Below are 25,024 nucleotides of genomic sequence, written 5' to 3'. Positions count from 1 at the left end.
AAGCTCGCTCCCACATTGGATCTTCGCTGAGCACAATTTCTGTGTTCAACAAAGACCTGGTGTGGGAGCGAGCTTGCTCGCGAAAGGGGTAGAACAGGCGCTACAAGTCTCAGTTCAGACCGAGCTTGCCACGCAAGGTCGACAGGTCTTCGGCCAGGGTATTGACCGGGCCCACCAGCGCCTTGCGGTCGTTGTCCTTCACTTTGTCATAGGTCTCGAAACCACCGTCCTTGGTCCTGTACTTGGCCAGGATCTTGTCCACGGTGGCGAAGTTCTTGTCGACTTTGGCGACGAAGGCCTTGTCCTGCTTCTCGATCTGCGGACGGAACAGGTCGACGATTTTTTTCGCGCCGTCGATGTTGCCCTGGAAGTCGTACAAGTCGGTGTGGCTGTAACGGTCTTCTTCACCGGAAATCTTGGTCGCAGCGACTTCTTCGAGCAGCGCAGCGGCGCCACCGACGACTTTTTCCGGCGGGAAGGTCAGACCGGCGACGCGGGTTTGCAGGTCCTTCACGTCCTTGTTCAGGCCATCGGCCAGGGCATCCAGATCCTTGGTGCTCTTTTCCGAGAACAACGAGTATTCGATGCGGTGGAAACCGGTGAAGTCTTCGGCTTTCACGCCTTTCTCGTGGTCGTCGACGCGGGAGTCGATGGAGGCGTCGAGGTCACTGAACAACTCGGCAATCGGCTCGATCGACTCGTAGTAGACGCGGGTTGGCGCGTAGAGCTTTTGCGCGGTGGTCAGGTCGCCTTTCTTCACGGCGTCGGTGAACTGCTGGGTGTGGCTGGCCAGTTCATCCAGTTGTTCGGTGACATAGATTTTGTAGTCCGACACCGGCCCCACCAGGTCCAGTGGCGCGGTCGCGGCGAACGCCGACAGCGGGATGTTGAGCAAACCAAGGGTCAGCAATAACGCGAGTGGCGTCTTTTTCATGGGGGCGCTCCTGTTGAATGCTATGCAGTTGTTTTTGGTTGAGTAGCGTCGAGCAGCGAGCGACCGATGAAGTCCTTGTCGCCCGTGACACCCGGCAGAGTGAAGAAGTAACCGCCTCCGACAGGCTTGAGGTATTCCTCCAGCGGCTCGCCATTGAGGCGGGTCTGCACGGTGATGAAGCCTTTTTCCAGGTCGGCCTGGTAACAGATGAACAGCAGGCCCATGTCGAGCTGGCCGTTCTTGTTCACGCCGTTGGAGTAGTTGAACGGCCGGCGCAGGATCAGGTTGGCCTGGCTCGCGGCGGTGCGCGGGTTGGCCAGGCGGATGTGCGCGTCTAGCTTGGTCAGCTTGCCTTGCGGGTCCTTGCTGTAATCCGGCACTTCGGTTTCATGGCTGGCGCCCATCGGCGCGCCGGTGGTTTTCACTCGGCCGATGATGCTTTCCTGTTCCTGCAACGGCGTGCGGTCCCAGCGTTCGACGAAGTTGCGGATGATCCGCACCGCCTGATAACTGCCGTGGGCCGCCCAGGCCGGTTCGTCGCTGCCCGGTTGCACCCAGACGATGCGATCCATGGCTTTGCCGTCGTTGGAATCCGGGTTGGCCGAACCGTCGCGGAAACCGAGGAAGTTACGTGCTGATTGCGCCGGCATAGCGGGCTTGGCCGGTGCTTGCGGCGGCACGCTGCCTTCCTGTTTCCAGCGCACCAGCAGCAGATCCGGCAGGTTCTTCACGATGTCGCGCAGGGCGTGGATGTTGGTGTCGGCGGTGTTGGAGCAGAACTGCAGGCTCAGGTCGCCGTGGCAGCAATCGGCCTCCAGCGCATCGTTGGGGAAGCCGACCATGCGCACCAGACGCTTGGGTTTGGCGGACGCAAGACCAAAGCGCTCATCGAACAATGATTCGCCGACAGACACGGTGATGGTCAGGTTGTCTGGTGTCACCACCGGGCCGAGGATGCCGGAATCCGGCGGTGGCAACTTCGGATCGATCTGCGCCACCGGGCCGCCCTTCATCAGGAACGCGATGCGCTCGTTGAGGGTACGGAACAGCCGCTCCAGGTCTTCACGGTCGCTGGCCAGCACATCGAACGACACCAGCATGCCAGACGCCGGGCGCGGGGTGACGATGCCGCTCTGGTGTACGCCATGAAAGTCGTGGTGATCCTGGGTCTTGTCGCTGCTCGGCGCTTCGGTGACTTGCGCAGGCGCGGCGGCCATTGCCGGGCAGCTCAACGCCGTGCCGGCCAGTGCGACACCGGCGGCGCCCATCCCCATCAATACGCGGCGACGTTGCAGGTTGAAGTGTTCGGAATCGTTCATCGGTATTCGTCTTCTGCTTACAGGCCGGAGAGGCCGAGGGCGGGATCAATGGCGTCGAGGGCCTCGGCCAGGGCCTTGGCCTTGTCGGCGATCTGCTTGCGTTGCTCACCGTTGACGGTGTCGTAACTGGCGTAGCCGTCCTTGACCTTGAAACCGTTCAGCGTGGTATCGAAATCAGCCATCGCGCTGTCGATTTTCGGCAGCAGGTCAGCGGCGGATTTGCTCAGCAGCGGGCGCAACAGTTCGACGACTTTGTGCGCGGTTTCCTGATTGGCCGTGAAGCCGTTGAGATCGCTGTGGCTGTAACGCTCCTCTTCGCCGCTGGCGGCGCGCACGTCGGCGAGGGTGTTGAGGTTGCGCACGACGATTTCCACCAGTTGCTCCGGCGGCAGCGACTGGGCCAGCAGCTGTTGTTTCAACGTAGTGACGTTGTCGAGCAGGCCTTGGGCAATGGGCGTCAGGCCGTCGAGTTTGCGTTGCTGGAACAGCGCGTATTCAAGGCGATGGAAACCGACGAAGGCTGGATCCTGCTCGCGTTTCTCGAAGTAATCGGCGCGGGCGTTGATGCTGTTGTCCAGTTCGGCCAGGCGTTGAGCGGCGGGGGCCAGACGCTGATAGGCGGCGCGGGCCGGCAAATACAGCGCCTGAGCCTGGGCCAGATCGCCGCTGTCGATGGCTTGATTCAGCGCCGTCACCGCTTTGATCAACGCGCTGCCCTGGCTGGCCAGGTACACGCGGAACTCCGACAACGGCCCGACGAAGGCAACCATCGGCGGCTTGGCCTTGGCGGCGGCATCCGACGCGGCGGTCGGTGTCACGTGCAGGGTGCCGCGCGGGTTGCTCAACAGACCGCAAGTGATGGCGTAGTCGCCGGGTTGCAGGTTGGCGTTGATCACCTGGCTCAGGCCCGGCGCAATGTTCTCGCGCTCTTCGATCACCAGCACGCCGTCGAGGATTTCCCATTCCACCGCCCGGTCGGAGCGGTTGACGATGCGGAAACTGGCGCGGCCGGCCGGCACCGTCAGGGCGTTCGGTTCGCAACTGTGGGGATGAATATTGACCACCACTTCGTCACGGTTGAGCTGACGTTTGGCGGCGGCCATTTTCGAGGCGTAGTAGAACAGGCCACCGGCGGCGATCATCACGACCACCGAACCGGCCACCGCCCAGCGCAAGGCGCGGGGAGGCGAGTTCTGAGGAATATCAGGCTTTGACATGAAGGCCCTTATTGGCTGGAAACGGAAGACGATTGGGCGGCAGGCTTGGGCGCCGGCATGAAAAACATCACCAGCGCCACCACCAGGTAAATCAGGTATGCGCCGAGGGTGCTGACGGTAGGCGCATCCTGATAACCGAACATGCCGGCCAGCACCGAGCCCAGCGGGCCGTCCATCGGCAGCGTCGCGCTGAAGTCGAAAAGCACGGTTTGCAGGTGATTCCAGACCCCGGCTTCATGCAGCGCCTGCACCGAGTTGGCGAGAATCCCGGCGGCGACCACGAGGATGAACAGCCCGGTCCAGCGGAAGAATGCCGAGAGGTTCAGGCGCATGCTGCCGCTGTAGATCAGGAAGCCGACAATGATTGCGAGGATCAGGCCGAGCAGGGCGCCGATCGGCGCGGCCGGGCCTTCGCTTTGCTGAAACACGGCCAGCAGGAAAAACACGGTTTCCAGACCTTCCCGGGCCACGGCAAAGAACACCATGGCGATCAGGGCGATGACCTGATGTTTCGAAGCAGTCAGTGCGTGATCGAGAGAGGCTTGCAGCGAATGCTTGATCGAACGCGCCACCTTGCGCATCCAGAACACCATCGAACTGAGAATGCCCACGGCCACCAGCCCGACCACGCCTTCGAACAGTTCCTGCTGTTTTTGCGGGAATTCGGCACTGACCAGTTCCAGGCCGCCACCGACCAGCAACGCTAGTGCAGCAGCGAGAAACACCCCGATCCACACCGCCGGCATCCACTGGCCACGGCCGGTCTGTTGCAGGTAGCTGGCGATGATGCCAACGATCAGCGCGGCTTCGATGCCTTCGCGCAACATGATCAAAAAGGGAACGAGCATTCGACGATCACTGTGTAACGAAATGAGGTTACAAGTTGTAACATAATGAAAGTCATTCTCACATGGCATTCATTGACATTTACCTGAACCTCAGCTGAACGAGTCTGAACATCCACGACGTCCGGCCAGCTGCGCTAAGATGCCCGCCACTCGAACAACAACCAGGATTGCGCGCGTTCCATGTCGGAAAAAGACACCATCGCCATTCAACTGGTGCGCGAAGCACTGCTGCAAAGTTGTGCCCCGGGCGTGGCCACGGAAGAAGTCTTGAACAAGGTCGGGATCGATCCGGCGCTGCTGCCCACCGACGCGCGTGTGCCGGCCAGCCAGTACGCGCGGTTATGGCGCCTGTTGGCGCGGCGCGGCGATGATGAGTTTTTTGGCATGGACCCGCGCAAGCTGAAATCCGGCAGCCTGGAATTTCTTTGCCGCAGTGCCATGGCCCAGCCGAATCTGGCCGCAGGGCTTGGCGCGGGTTTGAATTTCCTGTCGCTGATGCTCGAACGCATGCCGGCGCAACTGGTGCGCCAGCAAAGCCTGGCGGAAATCGTGCTGCTGGAAGACGACCCGCAACCGCGCCGCGCCTTCACCTATTTCACTTACTGGATGATCGTCCACGGCGTGGCGTGCTGGCTGGCGGGGCGGCGGATTCCGATCCTGGCTATCGAACTGCGCTGCCCGGCGCCGGATTTCTGCGATGACTATCGGGTGATGTTCTCGGAAAACCTGCGCTTCGACCGGCAACGCACGCGGATGATCTTCGCCGCCGAGGTGCTGGATCTGCCGATCAAGCGCAGTCCTGAGGAGTTGAAGCGCTTCCTGGCCCACGCCCCGGCCAACATTCTGGTCAAGTACCGCGACCCGGAAAGCCTTGCGAGCCGGATCAAGCAGGATCTGCGGCAGCTGGCCGCCGAACACTGGCCGGAAACCGATGCGCTTGCCCAGCAACTGTGCATGTCGGCCTCGACCCTGCGCCGGCGATTGGCGGAAGAAGGGCAGACCTATCAGGGCCTCAAGGACAGCGTGCGCAAGGAGCTGGCAATCACCTGGCTGGCGGAGCCTTCGATCAGTTTTGCCGAGATCGCCACGCGGTTGGGGTTTGCCGATGCGAGTTCGTTCTACAAGGCGTTTCGCAAGTGGTCGGGGACCAATCCTGGGCACTATCGCAGCTTGATTCTCAACGAAGCGGTCTGACCCACACCTCCCACCGTTGATTCTCGTTCCCACGCTCTGCGTGGGAATGCCTCAAGGGACGCTCCGCGTTCCAGCTCTGGAGGGGACGCGGAGCGTCCTGGGCTGCATTCCCACGCAGAGCGTGGGAACGATCAGTTGCAACCGGATTCTTGGCCAAACCAGTCATCCACTTTGAGGGCTTTGACCATTGCCGCAGTCGGCGTGCGGCGCGAGTATTCCTCTGTTGTTTACGGTTCCCCAACCTAATAAGAACAGAGGGATTCTGGCAATGCGCGATTACTTGTCTGCCACCGCACAGTTTGATTATCAGCACACCGTGGACGCCGCACTGAGCGGCACGCTCGAGGCGCTCAACGCCTGCGTCGAATGTTGTGACCGCCACGCGCTGCCGGGGCGCATCGCGCTGTTCTGGGAAGGCCGCGATGGCGCCAGTGCGACGTACACGTTCAGCGATCTGCAGGACAAAGCCGCGCGGTTCGCCAATTTCCTTCTGGCTCAGGGCGTGCAGAAGGGTGACAAGGTCGCCGGCCTGCTGCCGCGCAATATCGAATTGCTGATCACCGTGTTCGCCACCTGGCGCATCGGTGCGGTGTATCAACCGCTGTTCACTGCATTCGGCCCTAAAGCCCTTGAGCATCGCCTGAACAGTTCCGGTGCCAAAGTCGTGGTCACCGATGCGGTCAACCGGCCGAAACTCGCCGAAGTCGCCGACTGCCCGACGCTGGTCACCGTCGGCGGTCCGAAAGGTCAGGGCATCGTCCGTGGCGATTTCAGTTTCTGGGCCGAGCTGGCCAACCATTCCAATGTCTGCGAACCGGTCATGCTGACCGGCGAAGACCCGTTCCTGCTGATGTTCACCTCGGGCACCACTGGCCCGTCGAAAGCGCTGTCGGTGCCGCTCAAGGCGATCGTCGCGTTCCAGAGCTACACCCGCGATGCCGTGGATCTGCGCCCGGAAGATGCGTTCTGGAACGTCGCTGATCCGGGCTGGGCCTACGGCATCTATTTCGGCGTGACCGGCCCGTTGTCGATGGGCCATCCGATCACGTTCTACGATGGCCCGTTCACCCTCGAAAGCACTTGCCGGGTGATCAACAAGTACGGCATCACCAACCTCACCGGTTCGCCCACCGCGTATCGTCTGCTGATTGCCGGCGGCGACGAGTTCGCCAAATCGATCAAGGGCAAGCTGCGCATCGTCAGCAGCGCCGGCGAGCCGCTGAACCCGGAAGTGATTCGCTGGTTCGCCGACAATCTCGGCGTGGTCATTCACGACCACTACGGCCAGACCGAGCTGGGCATGGTGCTGTGCAACCATCACGGCCTTGAACACCCGATCCACGTTGGCGCCGCCGGTTTCGCCTCGCCGGGCCATCGCATCGTGGTGCTCGACGAACAGAATAACGAGCTCGGCGTCGGCCAGCCCGGCATTCTCGCCATCGACCGCACACAGTCGCCGATGTGCTGGTTCGCCGGTTACGAAGGCGTACCGACCAAGGCCTTCGTCGGCGATTACTACCTGAGCGGCGACACCGTCGAGTGGAACCCGGACGGCAGCATCAGCTTCGTCGGTCGCAGCGATGATGTGATTACCACGTCCGGCTACCGGGTCGGCCCGTTCGACGTGGAAAGCGCACTGATCGAACACCCGGCCGTGGTGGAAGCCGCAGTGGTCGGCAAACCCGATCCGGAGCGCACTGAACTGGTCAAAGCCTTTGTCGTGCTCAACCCGCAATACCGCGCCGAACCGGCGTTGGCCGAAGAACTGCGCCAACACGTGCGCAAACGTCTGGCCGCGCATTCGTACCCCCGTGAAATCGAATTTGTCAGCGAGTTGCCGAAAACCCCGAGCGGCAAATTGCAGCGCTTTATCTTGCGCAATCAGGAAATCGCCAAGGCTCAAGAGGCTGCGGCGCACAACGTTTCAGCTTGAATCCAAGGAAACTGTCATGCAGATCGAGAACAAGGTTTTTATCGTCACCGGCGGCGCATCCGGCCTGGGTGCCGCCACCGCTGAATTGCTGGTCAACGCCGGCGCCAAAGTGATGCTGGTGGACATGAACGCCGACGCCGTTGCCGCCCAGGCCCAGCGCCTCGGCGCGCAAAGCGTGGTGGCCGACATCAGCAACGAAGCCGCCGCCGAAGCCGCCGTGCAGGCGACCGTTAAAGCCTTCGGCAGCCTGAATGGTCTGGTGAACTGCGCCGGCATCGTCCGTGGCGAAAAGATCCTCGGCAAGAACGGCCCGCATGCCTTGTCCAGCTTCGCTCAGGTGATCAACGTCAACCTGATCGGCAGCTTCAATATGCTGCGCCTGGCGGCGGCAGCGATTGCCGAAAGCGAAGCCAACGCCGATGGTGAGCGCGGTGTGATCATCAACACCGCCTCCGTCGCGGCGTTCGATGGCCAGATCGGTCAGGCCGCGTATTCCGCGTCCAAAGGCGCCATCGCCAGCCTGACCCTGCCTGCCGCCCGCGAGCTGGCGCGCTTCGGTATCCGCGTGATGACCATTGCTCCGGGCATTTTCGAGACCCCGATGATGGCCGGCATGACCCCGGAAGTGCGTGACTCGCTGGCCGCCGGCGTGCCGTTCCCGCCGCGCTTGGGCAAACCTGCCGAGTACGCTGCGCTGGTGCGGCATATCATTGAAAACAGCATGCTCAACGGCGAGGTGATCCGTCTCGACGGTGCCTTGCGCATGGCCGCCAAGTAAGGAGGATTTTCCATGACCATTTCCAACGATCCGATTGTCATCGTCAGCGCTGTCCGCACCCCGATGGGCGGTTTCCAGGGCGAACTGAAAAGCCTGACCGCGCCGCAACTGGGCGCCGCTGCAATCAAGGCTGCGGTTGAGCGCGCGGGTATTGCCGCCGACGCGGTCGATGAAGTGCTGTTCGGCTGCGTACTGCCGGCCGGTCTCGGTCAGGCGCCTGCCCGTCAGGCTGCGCTGGGCGCCGGGCTGGATAAATCCACCCGTTGCACCACCGTCAACAAAATGTGTGGCTCGGGCATGGAAACCGCCATTCTGGCCCACGACATGCTGCTGGCCGGCAGCGCCGATGTGGTGATCGCCGGCGGCATGGAAAGCATGTCCAACGCGCCATACCTGCTGGACCGGGCCCGTGCCGGTTACCGCATGGGCCACGGCCGGGTGCTCGATTCGATGTTCCTCGACGGCCTCGAAGACGCCTACGACAAGGGCCGCCTGATGGGCACCTTCGCCGAGGACTGCGCCGAAACCAACGATTTCAGCCGCGAGGCTCAGGACGCCTTCGCCATCGCCTCGACCACCCGCGCCCAGCAAGCGATCAAGGACGGCAGCTTCAAGGCCGAGATCGTCCCGCTGACCGTCACGGTCGGCAAGGAACAAGTGGTGATCAGCAATGACGAGCAGCCACCGAAAGCCAAACTGGACAAGATTGCCTCGCTGAAACCGGCGTTCCGCGAGGGCGGCACCGTGACCGCGGCCAACTCCAGCTCGATCTCTGACGGCGCCGCTGCACTGGTGCTGATGCGTCAGTCGCAAGCGCAGAAACAGGGGCTGAAACCGCTGGCGGTGATTCACGGCCACGCAGCTTTCGCTGACACCCCGGGCCTGTTCCCGGTGGCACCGATTGGCGCGATCAAGAAGCTGATGAAGAAAACCGGCTGGTCGCTGGATCAGGTCGATCTGTTCGAAGTCAACGAAGCCTTCGCCGTGGTCGGCATGGCGGCGATGACCCATCTGGAAATCCCCCACGACAAACTCAACATCCACGGCGGCGCCTGCGCCCTGGGCCATCCGATCGGTGCCTCCGGCGCGCGGATTCTGGTGACCTTGCTCTCGGCCCTGCGCCAGAAAGGCCTGAAACGCGGCGTCGCGGCGATCTGCATCGGCGGCGGCGAAGCCACGGCGATGGCCGTCGAGTGCGTCTGAACCCGAGTTAAGGATTTGCCATGATTCCCAACGATGACCAACAACAAATCCGCGACATGGCCCGGCAGTTTGCCGAGGAACGGCTGAAACCGTTCGCCGCCGAGTGGGACCGCGAGCATCGCTTCCCGAAAGAAGCCATCGGCGAAATGGCCGAACTGGGCTTCTTCGGCATGCTGGTGCCGGAGCAGTGGGGCGGTTGCGACACCGGTTACCTGGCCTACGCCATGGCCCTGGAAGAGATCGCCGCCGGCGACGGCGCCTGCTCGACCATCATGAGCGTGCACAACTCGGTGGGTTGCGTGCCGATCCTCAAGTTCGGCAACGACGACCAGCGCGAGCGCTTCCTCAAACCGCTGGCCAGCGGCGAGATGCTCGGTGCTTTCGCGTTGACCGAGCCGCAGGCTGGCTCGGACGCCAGCAGCCTGAAAACCCGTGCACGGCGGGAAGGCGATCACTATGTGCTCAACGGCTGCAAACAGTTCATCACCTCCGGGCAGAACGCCGGGGTCGTGATCGTGTTTGCGGTCACCGACCCGAGTGCCGGCAAGCGCGGGATCAGCGCCTTCATCGTTCCGACCGACTCGCCGGGCTACAAAGTCGCCCGGGTTGAAGACAAGCTCGGCCAGCACGCCTCGGACACCTGCCAGATCCTGTTCGAAGACGTGAAAGTGCCGGTGGCCAACCGTTTGGGCGAGGAGGGCGAGGGCTACAAGATCGCCCTGGCCAACCTCGAAGGCGGCCGCGTCGGCATCGCTTCGCAAGCGGTGGGCATGGCCCGCGCCGCGTTCGAAGCCGCCCGTGATTATGCCCGCGAGCGCGACAGCTTCGGCAAGCCGATCATCGAGCATCAGGCTGTGGCGTTCCGCCTGGCGGACATGGCGACCCAGATCGCCGTGGCGCGGCAGATGGTGCACTACGCCGCCGCCCTGCGTGACAGCGGTCATCCGGCGCTGGTCGAAGCGTCGATGGCCAAGCTGTTCGCCTCGGAAATGGCCGAGAAGGTCTGCTCCATGGCCTTGCAAACCCTCGGCGGTTACGGTTACCTCAACGACTTCCCGCTGGAGCGCATCTACCGCGACGTGCGGGTCTGCCAGATCTACGAAGGCACCAGCGACATTCAGCGCATGGTCATTTCGCGCAATCTTTGAGAAGGAATCTGCACATGAGTTACGAAACGATCTTGCTGGAAACCCATGGCCGCGTCGGCCTGATCACCCTCAATCGCCCGCAGGCGCTGAATGCCCTCAACGCGCAACTGGTCAGCGAAGTGAACCGCGCGCTCGATGGTTTCGAAGCCGACGCAAACATTGGTTGCATCGTCATCACCGGCTCGACCAAAGCCTTTGCCGCCGGCGCCGACATCAAGGAAATGGCTGATCTGACCTACCCGCAGATCTACATGGACGACCTGTTCAGCGACAGCGACCGCGTGGCTAACCGCCGCAAACCAATCATCGCTGCGGTCAACGGTTTTGCTCTCGGCGGCGGCTGTGAACTGGCGCTGATGTGCGACTTCATCCTGGCTGGCGACAACGCCAGGTTCGGCCAGCCTGAAATCAACCTCGGCGTGCTGCCGGGCATGGGCGGCACCCAGCGCCTGACCCGCGCTGTAGGCAAGGCCAAAGCGATGGAGATGTGCCTGAGCGGACGTTTGATCGACGCGGTGGAAGCCGAGCGTTGCGGCATCGTCGCGCGCATCGTGCCGAGCGATGAATTGCTGGATGAAGCGCTGAAAGTCGCAGCGGTGATCGCCAGCAAATCGTTGCCGATTGCGATGATGGTCAAGGAAAGCGTCAACCGCGCGTTCGAAGTGAACCTGAATGAAGGCGTGCGTTTCGAGCGTCGGGTGTTCCATGCGGCATTTGCGACGCAGGATCAGAAGGAAGGCATGGCGGCGTTTGTGGCCAAGCGGTCGCCGGAGTTCCAGGGCAAGTAACGCGGCGTATTCACTGACGCCATCGCTGGCAAGCCAGCTCCCACATTGGATCTGAGGTTTACACCAATCCCTGTGGGAGCAGAGCTTGCTCGCGAAGCTTTTAGAGCTGGTAGTTCTTCAACTCTCGCGCAATCACCATCCGCTGTATTTCGCTGGACCCTTCATAAATCTGGGTAATCCGCGCATCCCGGTAATACTTCTCCACCGGGTAATCCTCCAGATACCCGTACCCGCCATGAATCTGAATCGCTGACGAGCACACCTTCTCAGCCATTTCCGAAGCAAACAGCTTGGCCTGCGAAGCCTCCGACAGACACGGCTTACCCGCTGTTCTCAGTCGCGCGGCGTGCAGAATCATCAAGCGTGCCGCGTTGATCTGCATCTGCATGTCCGCCAGCAGATTGGCGATGCTCTGATGTTCGACAATGGCCTTGCCGAACTGCACCCGATCACGGGCGTAACCCAGCGCCGCTTCGAATGCCGCACGGGCGATGCCCAATGCTTGCGCGGCAATGCCGATGCGTCCGCCTTCCAGGTTGGAGAGGGCAATCGCCAAACCTTTACCGCGTTCACCCAACAGATTTGCTTCAGGAATGCTGCAATTGTTCAGCGTCACCGCGCAGGTGTCGGAGGCGCGGATACCCATCTTGTGTTCGGTGCGGTCGACGATGAAACCCGGCGTATCGGTCGGCACCAGAAACGCCGAGATGCCGCGCTTGCCGAGATCCGGATCGGTCACCGCAAACACGATTGCCAGTTTCGCCCGCTTGCCGTTGCTGACGAATTGCTTGGCGCCGTTGATCACCCATTGCCCGTCGCGCAGTTCGGCGCGGGTGCGCAAATTGTGCGCTTCGGAGCCGGCCTGGGGTTCGGTCAGGCAGAAGCAGCCGATCACCGCGCCGCTGGCCAGATCCGCCAGCCAGGTCTGTTTCTGTTCTTCGCTGCCGTAATTGAGCACCGGCCCACAACCCACCGAGTTGTGAATGCTCATGAACGCGCCGGTCGCGCCGTCACCGGCGGAAATTTCTTCCACCGCCAGCGCATAAGCCACGTAGTCGACGTAAGTGCCACCCCATTCTTCCGGCACTACCATGCCCAGCAGGCCGAGTTCACCCATCTTCGCCACCAGACCGTCATCGATCCAGCCGGCCTTTTCCCAGGCTTGCGCGTGTGGCGCGATTTCGCCACGGGCAAAGTCCCGGGCCATGTCGCGGATCATTACCTGGTCTTCAGTCAATTCGAGATCGTGCATGGCTCAGCTCCCGCTCTCTTCAAAACCGTGGAAGAAACTCGCGATGTGCTCGGCGTGCAGCGCAGCAAGCGTCGGCGGGTTCCAGCGCGGTGATTTGTCTTTGTCGATCAGCAAGGCACGCACGCCTTCGATCAGGTCGCCGCGCTCGAACCACTGGCGATCCAGATGCAGTTCGAGGGCGAAGCAGTGTTCCAGGCTCAGGTGCCGGCCGCGACGGAGCATTTCCAGGGTCACGCCCATCGCCAGCGGCGAACGGGTTTCCAGCAGGTCGGCGGTGGTGGTCGCCCATTCGTGACTGTCGGCGACGGTCACGGCGCGCAGTTGCTCAACGATGCTCGGCACGTCAGGCAAGGCAAAGAAGTGATCGATGGCCGGGCGCAAGGCTTCAAGCGGCGCATCCGGCAAGGTTTGCACCGCGTGGCGGGCCAGCAGGTTTTGCAGGTCTTTCAGCGGCGTGTCGTGCCACTGCAACTGGTCGAGCTGTTCGTCGAGGGTGCCGAGTTTGCTGCTGTCCAGATACCAGTCAGCGAGGCCGCAATACAGCGCATCCGCCGCCCGGATCTGCACGCCGCTGACACCCAGGTAAATCCCCAGCTCACCGGGAATGCGCGGCAGGAAATAGCTGCCACCGACATCCGGGAAATACCCGATCGCCACTTCCGGCATCGCCAGACGGCTTTTCTCGGTGACCACCCGCAGATCAGCGCCTTGCACCAGACCCATGCCGCCGCCGAGAACGAAACCGTCCATCAGCGCCAGCACCGGTTTGCGGTAGTGGTGGATCGTCAGGTCGAGGGCGTATTCCTCGACGAAGAAATCTTCGTGCAGCGTGTCACCGCTTTTATGGCTGTCGTACAGGGAGCGAATGTCGCCCCCGGCACAGAAGGCTTTCTCGCCGGCACCGCGCAGCGTGACCGCGTGGATATCGGCATCAGCGGCCCAGGCGTCCAGGTGTTGCTGGAGCTGGCGCACCATGTCGAGGGTCAGGGCATTGAGACCGGCGGGGCGGTTGAGGGTCAGATGACCGATGTGATTGCGAATCTCGGCCAACACTTCGTGTGGCGTGGCATCCATGGACGAAGTCCGCGGGGATGAAGCCTGAGCAGTCATCACTAACTCCCTGCTTTTATTGTCTTTATTCGAGAAGCTCGCGCGCGAGCGTTACCGGATCGTAACAGTGCAAATTTGCCGTGTACAACGGGGATATGTGCACGGGCTGTCTGCATTTTTGCCTTAGGCCAAATGCACGGGATCGCCGCTTCTTTTCAATCGACAACGCTGACAGGCGCGGGCTCCTGGTTCAGCTGAACACCTGGCCAATGCTCCGCCGCCTGGCATGCAATTCACTGGCATGAATCAGCTGCTCCAGATCCTCCGGTGTGACATCGATGAACGCCTCCATGTCCGCCAGCGCCCGTTTCAGATCCTCGGCCGTGATGGACTGAATATCCACCGGCGCTACGGCCGGCGCCGGTTCGGCGGGGCGTTTCGGGTAGCGGATGCGGGTGAGGTTGTTGTAGGCCAGTGCGGCCAGCAGCAGGCATGCGGCGCTGAGCATCACCGGTTCCAGGGCTTTCCAGTCCATGGCGATGGTCATCGGGTCGGCCAGCACCATGGTCAACGCGACGGCGCCGGCCGGTGGATGCAGGCAGCGCAGCCAGCACATCAGGATCAGCGCCATGCCCGCCGCGAGGCAGGCGCTGCCCAGGGTTCGGCCGAGGACGTGGGCCACCAGCAACGCGACGACACCCGCGCACAGGTAGCCACCGATGATCGACCAAGGCTGGGCGAGTGCGCCGGACGACACCGCGAACAGCAGCACCGCCGAAGCGCCCAGCGGGCCGATCAGGTGGTAGGCCACTTCAATGCCGAACACCTGACTGCATGCCCACACGCTGAACAACGTGCCCAGCGCCATACCGATGGCGGCGCGGCTCCATTCGGTGGGGCGGGTGTTGATGGCGGCGGGCAACCAGCGAGCGAGCATGCAGATTCGATCCTTTGTGAAATTCAGGGCAAAAAAAAGGACTGTCCGTAAACGCGGAAAGTCCTTCGAAGAGTTCCAACTATTGGGGGAGGAACGCGCACAGTGTGCCAAGCAATCACGATGCTGACAAATTCATATAAATGCAGTTTCAGTGCATTATTTATGCAGTAAAGCCACGCGCCGCCCGCTCATGAAACACAGAAAACCACCTAGCGCGGTCAGTGCGCTGAGGGCGTAGAACATCGTCGGCGCCGGCGTATGCATCAGCAGGAAACCGCAAATCACCGGGCTCAAAGCGCCGCCCAGCGCCGCCAGATTCTGCGCGCCGTAATAGCTGCCGCGCAGTTCCTCCGGGGCCAGGGTGTCGACGAACAGGAATTCCGACGGGTAAATGATCATCTCGCCAAGGGTGAAGATGAACATGGCGATGCACCAGGTCACCAGGCTGTCGGCCAGGCTGAAGCCGATCAGGCCGAGGATGAACAGGCTGGTGCCGGCGGCGATCCAGTAGCGCAGTTTTTCCCGGTTGAGAAAGCGGCCGATCTGGTACTGCAACAGGATCACCGCGATGGCGTTGCAGGCGAGCAGGGCGGCCATGGTTTGCAGGGCTCGCTGCGAGTCTTCGACCACCAGCAGGTATTGCGACAGGTATAACGTGAAACGCCCGTGAACCACGGTGCTGAGCAGGCAACCGCAAGTGAACATGATGAGCGTGCGGTCGTTTTTCAGGGTGATCAGGGTTTTCAGGAAGCTCTGCGGCTGGCCGATGGCGGCGACCGGACTGGCGCCTTTCGGGATGCCGATCATCAGGAAGATGCTGCCGAAAGCGATGCCGGCAGCAATCAGGAACGGCGCAATCGGATACACCCCGGCGATCACCACACCGAGCATCGGGCCGGTGGCGTAGCCGATGTTGGTCAGGGTGTAGCGCAGCGAGAACGCCTTGGCCCGCTGGCCCATGGGCAGGTTTTCACTGAGGATCGCCTTGGAGCCGATCAGGAACAGCGCCGAGGCGGTTTCAGTAATGACCAGCGTCAGGGTGGTCAGGTACAGATCTTTGGCGAAGGTCAGCAGCACGAAGCCGATGGCACTGGAGAGCATCGCCAGAATCAGCAACCGCCGCTTCTCGAGCCGGTCGATGATGTAACCGCCGTACAGCGCAAGCAGGGTGGCGATAAACACCGCGATGCCCAGCAACAATCCGACGTCCTGTTGGTTGAGGCCGAGCTTGTTGCTCAAGAACAGTGTGAGCAACGGACTGGTGATGGCGCGGCTGACGACGATGGTCAGCGAGACGATCATCAGGCGGCGGATAACGAGCGAGTAGGTGGCCACGGGAAAATCAAATGTCCTTATTCGGTTAACAGGTGCTCGAGATCGCGCACGGAATCCAGCGTTTGCAGCTGTCGTAGCTGCGCAAATAGCGGCTCGGCCTTGAGCGGTGAAATCACCCGCAACGCCAGACTGAAAAACTTTTCCTCCAGCGCCGCCTCACTCAGCGGATTACCCGGCGCGCCCAGCGGCACCTCGACACACAGGCTTGCTTCGCGCCCGTCGCGGGTTCGAACGACGACTACCGGCTCGCCATCCTCCGACAGTCGCTCATCCACTTCAAGGCGAATGCGCGTCAGCCAGTGGGCAATGCGCGGATCGTTGCGTGGCTGTTCGTCATAAGCCTCCAACCGGCAATGACCGTGTACCAGTCGCGCGGCGAGGGCGTAGGGCAGGCTCATCTGCGCAGCGGCCAGACTTCGGGTGTCGCGACCGCCGCACATGTCGAGCAGAAACCCGCACAAACTCACCTGGACGTCTTCCACCTGATCCGCGCCGACCTGTAATTGCTCCAGCAACAAGCCGAGCGCATCGATGGCCGAATGAGTGCCACGACACGCGGCATAGGGTTTGATCGAACAGCGCGCGAGTTTCCAGACCCGTTGCAAATCAGCATTCAGCGCATCCGGCTGCGCACTGCCCGGCGCGAGGGTTTTAAGAAAACCACCCCAGACATCCTCGAACAACATCGACGGCCCACTGACACCTTCGCGAGCAAAACGCGCCGCGAGCAAACCGCCCTCGGCCGCACGGCCGCTGTGCAGTTTCTTGCTTTGCGAACCGTCATGGATGAACGCCCACAACCCACCGCTGAAACTGCCGGCGATGCCGAGCGCCGATACGGTTTGCCCGACATCCAGCGCAAAGATCCGCGCACAGGCCGCCGCCGCGCCGAACACGCCGCAGGTGGCGGTGGAATGCCAGCCGGCGCCGTTGTGCGCCGAATAACTGCCGCAGGCTTCCAGCACCCGCCGGCCGATTTCGTAGCCGATCACCACGGCGGTGATGAACTCGCGACCGTCTACCGGCCGATCCACCAGCGATAGCGCCGCCATCACTGCCGGCAACACCACCGCGCCGGAGTGGTCGCAACCGCCGGTGTCGTCCAGTTCCAGCGCGTGGGCAGCGATGCCATTGAGCAACGCCGCATGCCCCGCGCCGACGCGCAGTGACGAACCCCAGACCCGCGCGGTGCCCGGCTCTGCAGCGAACACCTGCCGTGCCTGAAGCGCTACCGCACTGTCGGCCCCGGCCAGTGCTGCGCCGAAGGTGTCGAGAATGTGCCGTTTGGCCTGTTCCACCAACGCCGGCGGCAGGTCTTCAAACCGGGTCTCGACGCAAAACTGCGCCAGCCGCTGCATGCGTTCCGTCATACGAGGTAGTCCCGATAATGGCGTTCATACACCGACGCCGGATGATCCTGCGCGACCGGCGCCGCCGTTTGTGCCCACCACTGCGCGACTTCGGCGCCGGTGGCGATCCACACGTCGTCATGCTGCTGAATGCCTTGCAGCAATTCGCGCAGCACGCCGATGCGCCCCGGCGTGGCAATGATTTCCGGATGCAGGCGCAGCACGTAGCACAGGCCGAAGCGGTGAAATCCGGCGAAGTCCATTTGCAGGTTGCCCAGGGTGTGGCTGTAGGAGGCGATCCGCGATTGCGCCGGCGGCACGGCCGGGCTCAGGTTGAAGGCGAAATAGGGTTCGTCTTCCAGTTCGTAATGCAACGGCAACTCGACGACTTCAGGCGCGGTTGGATGAAGGAACGGCAGGTCATCGCCGCGCCATGATGACGACCAGTGAATGCCGTGATCTTTCAAGGCTTCGATGAAGCCCGGCGCGCCGTTGCCCGCAGGGATCCGGAATCCGCTGGGATGCACGCCGGTCAAGGCTTCCAGCGCAGCACAACCCTTGGCGACCTCTGCGCTTTGTGTCGCCAGATCCAGCGTGTCGTAATCCTGATGGCGGTAGCCGGCGCAGGCGATTTCATGGCCGTCAGCCTGGATCGCGACGATATGCTGCGGGTTTTCCTCGGCGACGATGCCGGGCACGAACCAGCTGCTGCGCACCCCGAGTTCCCTGAAAAGGCCGAGCAAACGCTCGACGCCGCGTTGGGTGCCGTAGCGCCACACCGACAGCGTCTTGTCGCGCCCGGCGACTTCCGGGGCCTGGGTGAGAATGCCGTGGATATCGTTGTAATCGACGGTCAGCACCACTGCGCAGCGTTTACCGGCAGGCCAGAGATTATTCGCGTCAGCCATGGTGATGCTCCTTCAGCCACCAGCGTGCGACGTCGCGGCAGGTGGCGAACCACACGTCATCGCGTTGGCGCATGTGTTCGAAGAGTTTCTCCAGCAACAGGATGCGCCCCGGTTTGCCGGTGATTTTCGGGTGGAACAGGGTGGTCAGGCACAGGCCTTCGTCCATCGCGCCGTCGTACTCGCGCTGCCAGTTGTCGAGGGTCAGCTCGTAGCTGGCGGTGCGGTCGAGCCCGGACGGAAAGTTCGGTGCGCGGGTGTAGGCGAGGGAGGCGTAGTCGTCCATTTCCCAGCGGCCGGGGATTTCCACCAGCGGCGTGTCGTGGCCGGGGACGTTGACCAGATACGGGCGATCGTCGCCGCGCATGCTGCTGGAATAGATCACGCCGTTGTCTGCCAGCATCGCCGGGGTTTCGGCGCGCCAGTCACCGGACGGCGTGCGAAAGCCCTCGGCGCGGATGTGCAGGTATTGCCAGAAGACGTCGCGGGATTTGTTCATCACGGCCTGCTGCTGATCCAGCGTCAGGGCGTAGAAGGATTCGTGCTTATAGCCGTGGTAGGCGACTTCATGGCCGCGTTCGACGATGGCCTGGCATTGTTTCGGCCAGTTTTCCACGACCCACGCGGGGACGAAGAAGGTGGTCGGGATCTTGAAGGTGTCGAGCAGATCCAGCAGGCGCGGCAGGGCGCGGTAAGGGCCGTAGCCGCCGAAGCCGAAATACTCGGGTTTGTGCCAGATCGAGTTGTTGAGCATGGCATCGCCGGTCGGGCCGTCGAGGTCGAAGGCCAGGGCCAGGCAGGCTTTGTGCTGGGCGGGCCAGGCGGGTTGGGGTGAACTGAGCATTGGGCGCTCCACACATGTAGGGACGTACGCTGTACCTGTGGGAGCGAGCTTGCTCGCGATGAGGCCATGTCAGTCGACATCTCTGGTGAATGACACACTGACTTCGTCGGAATGCCGCCCAGAGCAAGCTCGCTCCCACAATGGAAAGGTGGCGCTGACCGGATTACTTGCCTGCGTTAATGGTCACTTCCTTGATCGCACCCAGTTCCAGATCCCACTTCTTCAGGATCGCGTTGTAGCTGCCGTCATCCACCATGCTCTGCAGCGCCACTTTCACGGCTTCACTAAGCTCAGGCTTCTTCTTGCTCACTCCCAGCCCGGTGAACTGCACGGAGATCGGTTGGCCGACCGTTTTGTACATGTCCTTTTCCTGGGTCTTGAGGTACGACAGGGTTTCGCTGCCCTGCATCGCCGCATCAATGCGGCTCTGGCGCAGTTGGGCGCGGGCGTCGGCCGAGCCTTCGGTGCCGACCACGTTGATCGCAGGCTTGCCGGCCGCTTCACAGTTGGCCTTGCTCCATTCGGCAATTTCCGACGGGAAGGTGGTGCGGCGGCTGGTGCCGACTTTCTTGCCGCACAGGTCGATGATCTCGTTGGTCGCGGTGTTTTTCTGCAAGGTGTAGAACTGCGGGCCGCTGGTGAAGTAGTCGACGAAGGTCACGCTGGCCTGACGCTCGGCGGTGTCGGTCATGCCCGACAGGACCATGTCCACGCGTTCGGTGGTCAGGGCGTTGATCATTTGCTCGAAGCCGGTTTCCTGCCACTTGATCTTGACCCCGAGGCGTTCGGCCAGGGCGTTGCCCAGGTCGTAGTCAAGGCCGGTGAGCTTGTTGGTGGCCGGGTCCTTGAAATCCATCGGCGGATAGTTGGGCATGATCGCGACGACGATCTCGCCTTTCTCCTTGATGCTGGCCGGCAAGTCGGCGGCCACGGCGAAACCGCAAGACATGAGGGAGGTGAGTACTGCTGGAATGACGAAGTTCTTCATGGACGTTCTCTTATGAGTGTTGTGAAGGCCAAAGGGGCCTCAGGTTCGAACGGCAGAAATGAAGCTTTGGGTGCGCGGGTTTTGCGGACTTATTAGTATTTCTTCGGGGCTTCCAGCCTCCACGATCTGCCCGCCGTCCATGAACACCATGCGGTTGGAAACCTCCCGGGCGAAGCCCAGTTCATGGGTGACGACGATCATGGTCATGCCGGTCTGCGCCAGATCGCGCATTACCGACAGCACCTCACCGACCAGTTCCGGGTCGAGTGCCGAAGTGGGTTCATCGAACAGCATCAGCTTGGGTCGCATGGCCAGGGCGCGGGCAATCGCCACCCGTTGCTGCTGACCGCCCGAGAGTTCAATCGGGTAGCTGTTGCGTTTGTCGGCCAGGCCGACCCGGGCCAGCAGTTCCAGGGCTTCTTCGTGCGCCTCCTTGGGCGAACGCTTGAGCACCTGACACGGGCCTTCGATGATGTTTTGCAGCACAGTCATGTGCGGAAACAGATTGAAGCGCTGGAACACCATGCCGGTGGCCAGGCGCTGGCGAGCGATCTGCGACTCGTTGAGTTCGTGCAGCTTGTGCCCGACGACGCGGTAGCCGACCAGTTCGCCGTCGACCCAGAGGCCGCCCTTGTCGATCTTTTCCAGCTGATTGACGCAGCGCAGCAGGGTGCTCTTGCCCGAGCCGGACGGACCGATGATGCACAGGACTTCGCCTTGCTCGACCTCGATATTGATGTCCTTGAGCGCGTGGTACTGGTCGTAATATTTGTTCAGGCTCACGGCCTTGACGATGCTTCTCATGACGGATTCCTCAAGAACGCTTGCCGGCGCCGCGAGCGAAACGACGCTCCAGACGGCTTTGACCAAAGGACAGGACGGTGACGGTGGCCAGGTACCAGATACCGGCGACGATCAGCAGCTCCATGACCCGGGCGTTGGCGTAGTAGATATTCTGGGCGTTGTAGAGCAGTTCCGAGTACTGGATCACGCTGGCCAGCGAGGTCATTTTCACCATGCCGATAAATTCGTTGCCGACCGGCGGAATGATGATTCGCATGGCCTGGGGCAAGATGATCCGGCGCAGCGCTTGCAGGCGTGGCATGCCGATCGACTTGGCCGCTTCGTACTGGCCGGTGTCCACCGACAGCAGGCCGGCGCGTACCACTTCTGCGGTGTAGGCGCCCTGGTTGATGCTCAAGCCGAGCAGGGCGGCCACGAACGGCGTCATCAGGCTCACGGTGTCGAGCTGGAACAGGCCGGGAATGCCGATGGTGGGGAAGATCAGCGCCAGGTTGAACCACAACAGCAGTTGCAGAATCAGCGGCGTACCGCGAAACAGCCAGGTGTAGGTCACTGCCACGTAGCGCAGGATCGGGTTGGCCGACATGCGCATGATGGCGGTGATGACCCCGAACACGATGCCCAGCGCCATGGCCAGCACGGCCATGATGATCGTGTTGAACAGGCCCCACATGATCGCTTCGGAGGTGAGGAACTGGCCGATGTACGACCATTCGATCTTGCCTTCGGCGAAGGCCCGCACCAGGCCGATGATGGCGATGACGATCACGGTGGCGAAGAAAATCCGCCCGTAATAACGCCGTGGCACGTGTTGGTACTGGGTAATGTCGAACTGGTTTTCCGCCAGTTTGCGCTCCGCCTGGAGTTGTTCTGCCTGAGTCTGGCTCATGGTGTTTCTCCGTACACTGTACTTTTCGATCAACCCCCTCCCGGTGGGAGGGGGACCCGGCTCAGAGGCGGAAGCCCTGGTAGTTTTCGGTCCACTGCTGTTGTGCGGCGAGGGCGGTTTTCAAGCGGCTGATCTGCTCGCGCACCTGTTGTGGCGCGGTGCCGCCCCAACCGCTGCGGGCAGCGATGGCGGCTTCCAGGGTCAGGCTGTCACGCACGTCTGCCGTGAGGCGCGGGTCGATCTCGGCCAGCAATGCCGGCGAGGCTTCCCACAATTCGAGGTCGTGTTTTTCGCAGGCTTGCACCAGCGCTCCGGTGATTTCGTGGGCTTCCTTGAACGGCACACCGCGCACCGCCAGCCAGTCGGCGACTTCGGTGGCGAGGGTGAAACCCAGCGGCGCCTGACGCCGCAGTTCCTCGACGTTGACGGTCATGGTCGCAACCATTCCGGCCATGGCCGGCAGCACCAGCAGCAGGGTGTCGACACTGTCGAGCACGCCGTTCTTGTCTTCGCTCAGGTCGCGGTTGTACGACAGCGGCAGGGATTTGAGCGTCGAGAGCAGGCCGGTCAGGTTGCCGATCAGGCGACCAGCCTTGCCCCGGGCCAGTTCGGCGATGTCGGGGTTTTTCTTCTGCGGCATGATCGAGCTGCCGGTGGCGTAGGCGTCATCCAGATCGACCCAGCGGAACTGGCGCGACGACCACAGGCAGAACTCTTCGGCCAGACGCGAGATATTGATCCCGAGCATGCTGGCGATGAACAGGAATTCGGCGACGTGATCGCGGCTGGCCACGGCGTCGATGGAGTTTTCGCAAACCCCGGCGTAGCCCATTTCCTTGGCCGATTGCTGCGGCTGGCGAGCGATGGCGGAACCGGCCATGGCCGCAGCACCGAGGGGCGACAGCGAAGTGCGTGCGTCCCAGTCCACCAGACGCTGCACGTCACGCAACATCGATTGGGCGTGGGCCAGCAGGTGATGGGCGAACACGATCGGTTGCGCCTGCTGCAAGTGGGTGAAACCGGGGCAGATGCTTTCGACGTGCTGCTCGGCCTGATCCACCAGCGCCGTTTGCAGGGCCAGCACTTCCACGGCCAGGGTGCGCACGTGATCGCGCAGGAACAGGCGCAGATCGTTGGCGGTCTGGTCGTTGCGCGAGCGGCCGGCGCGCAGCTTGCCGCCCAGCGCGCCGAGGCGCTCGGTCAGCAGGCGTTCGATGAAGGTGTGAACGTCTTCGTCGTCCAGCGTCGGGGCGATGCACCCGGCAGCGAAATCGGCACCGATGCCGTCCAGGGCTTCAATCATCGTGCGGGTTTCCTGCTCGTCCAGCAGGCCGGCACGTTGCAGTTCCCCGGCGTGGGCCTTGGAGCCGGCCAGATCGTACGGCGTCAGGCGGAAATAGCGCTCGGGGCAACGGGACAGGGCCGCCAGGGCTGCGGACGGGCCGCTTTTGAAACGGGCGCCCCAGAGACGGTCGGTGGTTTGAGACATTTGTTGTTTTCCTCGTCGGTAAAGCGAACTGAAATCGGTGTGCATGGCCCTGAAAGTCGCGCTGGCTATTTAGCGAACAGCCGCGGACGGAATCAGGCCAAAGCAGTTTTCAAGAGGGCAGTTGCAAAGAGACAAGAGCTGATCGAAGTGTCAGCTTTTTATGTTTGTCGATCAGTGAGTTGGCACTGATGTTCGGGATTTTTTGGCGGTTGCCAAGGCTTGTTTTCTGTGGTCATTATTATTAGCCGGCGATGTTTTTGTTGTTGGACACAGATTGTTGAACATTGCGCCAGAGGTAAATCAGCATTATGGAAACCCCACTTTCCAATTCCGGAAACCCACCGGTCAAAACCGCTCACCGGGCACCTTTGGCCCTCAGCGGACTGGATTTCAAACTGCTCAAGGTGTTCAAGGCGGTGGTCGAGGCCGGCGGCTTCAGCGCGGCGCAAAACGAGCTGAACGTGGGCCTGGCCGCGATCAGCAAGCAGATCTCCGACCTGGAAATTCGCATCGGCATGCGCCTGTGTACCCGGGGTCGCGAAGGGTTTCACCTGACCGAAGAGGGGCGTCTGGTGTATCAGGCGTCGATTGACTTGTTTGCCTCGGTCGACAACTTTCGTGACCGTCTTAGTTCGGCGCAGAATGAACTTATCGGTGATCTGGGAGTGGGGGTGATCGACAATACGATCAGCGACGATAATTCGCCGTTAGTTGCCGCGCTTAGAAAAATAAATGAGCACTCGCCGAAAGTAAGGTTTCAACTTCAGGCGACCCAGTTGGATGAAGTTGAAAGAGGCGTAGTGGAAGGTCGCTTAGTGGCCGGAATCGTTCCGGTTTATCAAAAGCGCGAAGAATTCGATTATTACCCGCTCTATGAAGAACGCTCGCAGGCTTACTGCGCCGTCGGCCACCCGTTGTTCGACCTGCCGGCAGACCAGATAGGCGGCAACGTGCTGCAGGATTACGAGTGCATCAACCACCGCTATGCGATCCATCGCGACAAGCTCAACTTTGCCCGCTACGACAGTTTTTCCGCCTCGGCGACCCAGGTCGAAGCGGTGGCGTTGTTGATCAAGACCGGGCGTTTCGTGGGCTTTCTGCCCCAGCATTACGCCGCCACGCTGGTGGCCGCCGGGCAGTTTCGCGCGGTGTGCCCGGAGCTGATCCACTTCGACACGCCGTTCAATCTGATCCTGCGACACAACACCGTGCGCAGCCCGTTGGTCAAGGCGTTTGCCCAGGCGCTGGGGGTTGATCTCAAGGCGACGGCGTGAGCACCAGGCGCATGGCGCAACGTCGCTCGCCGGGCAATCCGTGAGCGATTTCATTGCGCAATACTTGGTTCAGGCGCGCGTCGCAGTCTTCGGCGTTCAATAGCGCAAAACCCATGCGCTGATAGAACGGCGCATTCCATGCAAGGTCGCGAAACGTCGTCAGCGTCACCGCCCGAAGTTGCCACAGACGCGCTTGTTCAATCGCCGACAACAGCAACTTGCGACCGACGCCCCGACCTTGAAAGTGTTGGCTGACGGACAGTTCCTCAATGTGCAACTGTTGATCGACAGTCACCGCCCTTAAAAAACCTGCAAGTTGCCCGTCGTTGTTTTCCGCCACCCACAGTTCGTCCCGTTCAATGGCCGCTAAATGCGCCGAGGCCTGCGGCACAGCGGCATCTGCCAGCCAGGCCAGTGACGGGTCGAGGCGAAACAGCGCGGCGGCCGAACGCTCGATGGCGGGGAGGGCGATGGCATCGGCTGCCAGGGCCTGTCGCACGGTAAAGGTCATCAGTCAGCGGTCCCTGTCGAAATCAAGGCGCGCAG

Annotated in this window: 23 protein-coding genes; 7 read left to right on the top strand and 16 right to left on the bottom strand. The window is 61.9% G+C overall.

Annotation, left to right across the window (positions count from 1 at the left end):
* Positions 1-109: 109 nt before the first annotated feature.
* The 4 genes from efeO (AC1MDC_RS00450) to efeU are packed head-to-tail and all read right to left on the bottom strand — an operon-like array spanning position 110 to position 4,318.
* Complete coding sequence (gene efeO / locus AC1MDC_RS00450) at positions 110-934, bottom strand: iron uptake system protein EfeO (RefSeq protein ID WP_480392242.1); 825 nt, start codon at positions 932-934, stop codon at positions 110-112.
* A 20-nt stretch (positions 935-954) separates the two neighbouring features.
* Complete coding sequence (gene efeB, locus AC1MDC_RS00445; RefSeq protein ID WP_480392241.1) at positions 955-2,253, bottom strand: iron uptake transporter deferrochelatase/peroxidase subunit; 1,299 nt, start codon at positions 2,251-2,253, stop codon at positions 955-957.
* 17 nt (positions 2,254-2,270) lie between these two features.
* Complete coding sequence (gene efeO / locus AC1MDC_RS00440; RefSeq protein ID WP_480392240.1) at positions 2,271-3,470, bottom strand: iron uptake system protein EfeO; 1,200 nt, start codon at positions 3,468-3,470, stop codon at positions 2,271-2,273.
* Between the two features lie 8 nt (positions 3,471-3,478).
* Positions 3,479-4,318: an iron uptake transporter permease EfeU gene (gene efeU, locus AC1MDC_RS00435; protein WP_085696065.1), complete on the bottom strand. Its 840-nt coding sequence runs from the start codon at positions 4,316-4,318 to the stop codon at positions 3,479-3,481.
* A 180-nt stretch (positions 4,319-4,498) separates the two neighbouring features.
* Here efeU and AC1MDC_RS00430 point away from each other — a divergent pair, with 180 nt between their 5' ends.
* The 6 genes from AC1MDC_RS00430 (at position 4,499) to AC1MDC_RS00405 (ending at position 11,362) form a co-directional block, all read left to right on the top strand.
* Positions 4,499-5,512 (top strand): AraC family transcriptional regulator, encoded by a 1,014-nt coding sequence (locus AC1MDC_RS00430; RefSeq protein WP_480392239.1) that lies wholly within the window; start codon positions 4,499-4,501, stop codon positions 5,510-5,512.
* A gap of 268 nt (positions 5,513-5,780) precedes the next feature.
* Positions 5,781-7,445, top strand: coding sequence for an AMP-binding protein (locus AC1MDC_RS00425; RefSeq protein WP_480392238.1), 1,665 nt, complete (start codon positions 5,781-5,783; stop codon positions 7,443-7,445).
* 16 nt (positions 7,446-7,461) lie between these two features.
* On the top strand, positions 7,462-8,223 hold the full coding sequence (locus AC1MDC_RS00420) for an SDR family NAD(P)-dependent oxidoreductase (protein WP_227232633.1): 762 nt from the start codon (positions 7,462-7,464) through the stop codon (positions 8,221-8,223).
* A gap of 12 nt (positions 8,224-8,235) precedes the next feature.
* Entirely contained in the window at positions 8,236-9,426 is a 1,191-nt protein-coding gene (locus tag AC1MDC_RS00415) for an acetyl-CoA C-acyltransferase (protein ID WP_085702021.1), read from the top strand.
* Between the two features lie 20 nt (positions 9,427-9,446).
* On the top strand, positions 9,447-10,574 hold the full coding sequence (locus AC1MDC_RS00410) for an acyl-CoA dehydrogenase (RefSeq protein WP_480392237.1): 1,128 nt from the start codon (positions 9,447-9,449) through the stop codon (positions 10,572-10,574).
* Between the two features lie 14 nt (positions 10,575-10,588).
* Positions 10,589-11,362, top strand: a complete 774-nt coding sequence (locus tag AC1MDC_RS00405; protein WP_480392236.1) for an enoyl-CoA hydratase — start codon at positions 10,589-10,591, stop codon at positions 11,360-11,362.
* Between the two features lie 100 nt (positions 11,363-11,462).
* Here the strand turns inward: AC1MDC_RS00405 and AC1MDC_RS00400 are convergent, their stop codons facing one another.
* The 11 genes from AC1MDC_RS00400 to argH form a co-directional block, all read right to left on the bottom strand.
* Positions 11,463-12,614, bottom strand: a complete 1,152-nt coding sequence (locus AC1MDC_RS00400; RefSeq protein ID WP_039768643.1) for an acyl-CoA dehydrogenase family protein — start codon at positions 12,612-12,614, stop codon at positions 11,463-11,465.
* 3 nt (positions 12,615-12,617) lie between these two features.
* Positions 12,618-13,724 (bottom strand): enoyl-CoA hydratase/isomerase family protein, encoded by a 1,107-nt coding sequence (locus tag AC1MDC_RS00395; RefSeq protein ID WP_480392235.1) that lies wholly within the window; start codon positions 13,722-13,724, stop codon positions 12,618-12,620.
* A gap of 190 nt (positions 13,725-13,914) precedes the next feature.
* Complete coding sequence (locus AC1MDC_RS00390) at positions 13,915-14,601, bottom strand: HPP family protein (protein ID WP_227232629.1); 687 nt, start codon at positions 14,599-14,601, stop codon at positions 13,915-13,917.
* A 156-nt stretch (positions 14,602-14,757) separates the two neighbouring features.
* Positions 14,758-15,936, bottom strand: coding sequence for an MFS transporter (locus tag AC1MDC_RS00385; RefSeq protein WP_480392234.1), 1,179 nt, complete (start codon positions 15,934-15,936; stop codon positions 14,758-14,760).
* Between the two features lie 17 nt (positions 15,937-15,953).
* On the bottom strand, positions 15,954-17,306 hold the full coding sequence (locus tag AC1MDC_RS00380; protein WP_480392233.1) for an MmgE/PrpD family protein: 1,353 nt from the start codon (positions 17,304-17,306) through the stop codon (positions 15,954-15,956).
* The gene (locus AC1MDC_RS00375; RefSeq protein WP_480392232.1) at positions 17,303-18,193 is read right to left on the bottom strand and encodes a polysaccharide deacetylase family protein; all 891 of its coding nucleotides are present in this window, start codon (positions 18,191-18,193) and stop codon (positions 17,303-17,305) included. The genes AC1MDC_RS00380 and AC1MDC_RS00375 overlap by 4 nt, the downstream gene beginning before the upstream one ends.
* Positions 18,186-19,034, bottom strand: coding sequence for a polysaccharide deacetylase family protein (locus AC1MDC_RS00370; protein ID WP_480392231.1), 849 nt, complete (start codon positions 19,032-19,034; stop codon positions 18,186-18,188). The genes AC1MDC_RS00375 and AC1MDC_RS00370 overlap by 8 nt, the downstream gene beginning before the upstream one ends.
* A gap of 163 nt (positions 19,035-19,197) precedes the next feature.
* Positions 19,198-20,022 (bottom strand): ABC transporter substrate-binding protein, encoded by an 825-nt coding sequence (locus AC1MDC_RS00365; RefSeq protein ID WP_480392230.1) that lies wholly within the window; start codon positions 20,020-20,022, stop codon positions 19,198-19,200.
* A 39-nt stretch (positions 20,023-20,061) separates the two neighbouring features.
* Entirely contained in the window at positions 20,062-20,826 is a 765-nt protein-coding gene (locus tag AC1MDC_RS00360) for an amino acid ABC transporter ATP-binding protein (RefSeq protein WP_007951284.1), read from the bottom strand.
* Between the two features lie 10 nt (positions 20,827-20,836).
* Entirely contained in the window at positions 20,837-21,715 is an 879-nt protein-coding gene (locus AC1MDC_RS00355; protein ID WP_480392229.1) for an amino acid ABC transporter permease, read from the bottom strand.
* 61 nt (positions 21,716-21,776) lie between these two features.
* Positions 21,777-23,204 (bottom strand): argininosuccinate lyase, encoded by a 1,428-nt coding sequence (argH, locus tag AC1MDC_RS00350; protein ID WP_266200234.1) that lies wholly within the window; start codon positions 23,202-23,204, stop codon positions 21,777-21,779.
* Positions 23,205-23,512: 308 nt separating this feature from the next.
* Between argH and AC1MDC_RS00345 the strand changes: the two genes are divergently transcribed.
* Positions 23,513-24,478 (top strand): LysR family transcriptional regulator, encoded by a 966-nt coding sequence (locus tag AC1MDC_RS00345; RefSeq protein WP_234205364.1) that lies wholly within the window; start codon positions 23,513-23,515, stop codon positions 24,476-24,478.
* Here the strand turns inward: AC1MDC_RS00345 and AC1MDC_RS00340 are convergent.
* Positions 24,462-24,989: a GNAT family N-acetyltransferase gene (locus tag AC1MDC_RS00340; RefSeq protein WP_480392228.1), complete on the bottom strand. Its 528-nt coding sequence runs from the start codon at positions 24,987-24,989 to the stop codon at positions 24,462-24,464. The genes AC1MDC_RS00345 and AC1MDC_RS00340 overlap by 17 nt on opposite strands.
* Positions 24,990-25,024: the final 35 nt, after the last annotated feature.

The organism is Pseudomonas sp. 1, from assembly GCF_056626735.1.
The sequence above is the reverse complement of the archived record's forward strand: the minus strand, read 5'-3'. Positions and strand labels throughout refer to the sequence as shown.

What these genes read in the sequence shown, in the direction of transcription:
- efeO (WP_480392242.1), bottom strand. Translation starts at nt 934, where the DNA reads ATGAAAAAGACGCCACTCGCGTTATTGCTGACCCTTGGTTTGCTCAAC.
- efeB (WP_480392241.1), bottom strand. Translation starts at nt 2,253, where the DNA reads ATGAACGATTCCGAACACTTCAACCTGCAACGTCGCCGCGTATTGATG.
- efeO (WP_480392240.1), bottom strand. Translation starts at nt 3,470, where the DNA reads ATGTCAAAGCCTGATATTCCTCAGAACTCGCCTCCCCGCGCCTTGCGC.
- efeU (WP_085696065.1), bottom strand. Translation starts at nt 4,318, where the DNA reads ATGCTCGTTCCCTTTTTGATCATGTTGCGCGAAGGCATCGAAGCCGCG.
- AC1MDC_RS00430 (WP_480392239.1), top strand. Translation starts at nt 4,499, where the DNA reads ATGTCGGAAAAAGACACCATCGCCATTCAACTGGTGCGCGAAGCACTG.
- AC1MDC_RS00425 (WP_480392238.1), top strand. Translation starts at nt 5,781, where the DNA reads ATGCGCGATTACTTGTCTGCCACCGCACAGTTTGATTATCAGCACACC.
- AC1MDC_RS00420 (WP_227232633.1), top strand. Translation starts at nt 7,462, where the DNA reads ATGCAGATCGAGAACAAGGTTTTTATCGTCACCGGCGGCGCATCCGGC.
- AC1MDC_RS00415 (WP_085702021.1), top strand. Translation starts at nt 8,236, where the DNA reads ATGACCATTTCCAACGATCCGATTGTCATCGTCAGCGCTGTCCGCACC.
- AC1MDC_RS00410 (WP_480392237.1), top strand. Translation starts at nt 9,447, where the DNA reads ATGATTCCCAACGATGACCAACAACAAATCCGCGACATGGCCCGGCAG.
- AC1MDC_RS00405 (WP_480392236.1), top strand. Translation starts at nt 10,589, where the DNA reads ATGAGTTACGAAACGATCTTGCTGGAAACCCATGGCCGCGTCGGCCTG.
- AC1MDC_RS00400 (WP_039768643.1), bottom strand. Translation starts at nt 12,614, where the DNA reads ATGCACGATCTCGAATTGACTGAAGACCAGGTAATGATCCGCGACATG.
- AC1MDC_RS00395 (WP_480392235.1), bottom strand. Translation starts at nt 13,724, where the DNA reads ATGACTGCTCAGGCTTCATCCCCGCGGACTTCGTCCATGGATGCCACG.
- AC1MDC_RS00390 (WP_227232629.1), bottom strand. Translation starts at nt 14,601, where the DNA reads ATGCTCGCTCGCTGGTTGCCCGCCGCCATCAACACCCGCCCCACCGAA.
- AC1MDC_RS00380 (WP_480392233.1), bottom strand. Translation starts at nt 17,306, where the DNA reads ATGACGGAACGCATGCAGCGGCTGGCGCAGTTTTGCGTCGAGACCCGG.
- AC1MDC_RS00375 (WP_480392232.1), bottom strand. Translation starts at nt 18,193, where the DNA reads ATGGCTGACGCGAATAATCTCTGGCCTGCCGGTAAACGCTGCGCAGTG.
- AC1MDC_RS00370 (WP_480392231.1), bottom strand. Translation starts at nt 19,034, where the DNA reads ATGCTCAGTTCACCCCAACCCGCCTGGCCCGCCCAGCACAAAGCCTGC.
- AC1MDC_RS00365 (WP_480392230.1), bottom strand. Translation starts at nt 20,022, where the DNA reads ATGAAGAACTTCGTCATTCCAGCAGTACTCACCTCCCTCATGTCTTGC.
- AC1MDC_RS00360 (WP_007951284.1), bottom strand. Translation starts at nt 20,826, where the DNA reads ATGAGAAGCATCGTCAAGGCCGTGAGCCTGAACAAATATTACGACCAG.
- AC1MDC_RS00355 (WP_480392229.1), bottom strand. Translation starts at nt 21,715, where the DNA reads ATGAGCCAGACTCAGGCAGAACAACTCCAGGCGGAGCGCAAACTGGCG.
- argH (WP_266200234.1), bottom strand. Translation starts at nt 23,204, where the DNA reads ATGTCTCAAACCACCGACCGTCTCTGGGGCGCCCGTTTCAAAAGCGGC.
- AC1MDC_RS00345 (WP_234205364.1), top strand. Translation starts at nt 23,513, where the DNA reads ATGGAAACCCCACTTTCCAATTCCGGAAACCCACCGGTCAAAACCGCT.
- AC1MDC_RS00340 (WP_480392228.1), bottom strand. Translation starts at nt 24,989, where the DNA reads ATGACCTTTACCGTGCGACAGGCCCTGGCAGCCGATGCCATCGCCCTC.